Below are 807 nucleotides of genomic sequence, written 5' to 3' on the forward strand. Positions count from 1 at the left end.
TGAGCCAGTTGTCCGGCTGCTCCTGCTGCCAGCCATTGCGGATGGCCTGCCTGAAGATCCCGTACTCGTACCGGAGCCCATAGCCCATCGCCGGCAACTGCATCGTGGCCATGGAGTCGAGGAAGCAGGCCGCCAACCGGCCCAGCCCACCGTTCCCCAGCCCGGCATCGGGTTCCTGCTCGAGCGCAGCGAGCCAGTCGATGCCCTTCTCCCCGATCGCCCGCTGCGCAATCGGGGCGAGCAGGAGGTTCGCGATGTTGTTGGACAGGGAGCGCCCGATCAGGAACTCCATCGAAAGATAGTAGATGCGCTTGGGGTTCTCGCGATTGTAGGTCTGCTCCGTCCGCATCCACCGCTGCGAGAGGACGTCCCGCACGGACCGGGCGATCGCCTCATAGCGCTCTCGCGGCCCCACCGCCCCGGGATCGACGAGGCTGTCGAACAGAAGATGCCGTTCATAGAGGGCATCCCCCGCACCGGTAAACCGGATCGGACCGCATCCATATTGTTCGAGAATCTTGTCTTGATCGGTCGCCGATGCGCCTGGCGTTGCCAGCTTGGCCGTCTTCCTGTCGCTGCCCATGGCCTCGTTCCTCCCGGGACGCGGGTGCCGTCCCGGTCCCTGCTTTCGTCTCGCACGGCATCGAGCGGGATCGGCAGCGCTAGGTCCCGAGAGGTCCGTTCCAGATCCGCACGGCGGGTACGCCGCGATAGTCGCCGAGCACGCTGAGTGTCCCCGTGCCGAGGAGAAAGTGCTGTCCGGCCTGCGGCGGCAGGCCGAGCCAGCGCGCCGCCAGCACCCGAAGG

Annotated in this window: 1 protein-coding gene; it reads right to left on the reverse strand. The window is 66.7% G+C overall.

Annotated features, from left to right (window positions below; all coding sequences use genetic code 11):
• Positions 1-583 (reverse strand): glycogen/starch/alpha-glucan phosphorylase (locus tag FFK22_RS42000; protein ID WP_143957022.1); only part of this gene is annotated, 583 nt, incomplete at its 3' end.
• Between the last annotated feature and the right edge of the window lie 224 nt (positions 584-807).

The sequence above is a fragment of the Mycobacterium sp. KBS0706 genome (genome assembly GCF_005938675.2).
In the GTDB taxonomy this organism is placed as follows: Bacteria; Pseudomonadota; Alphaproteobacteria; order DSM-16000; family Inquilinaceae; genus Inquilinus.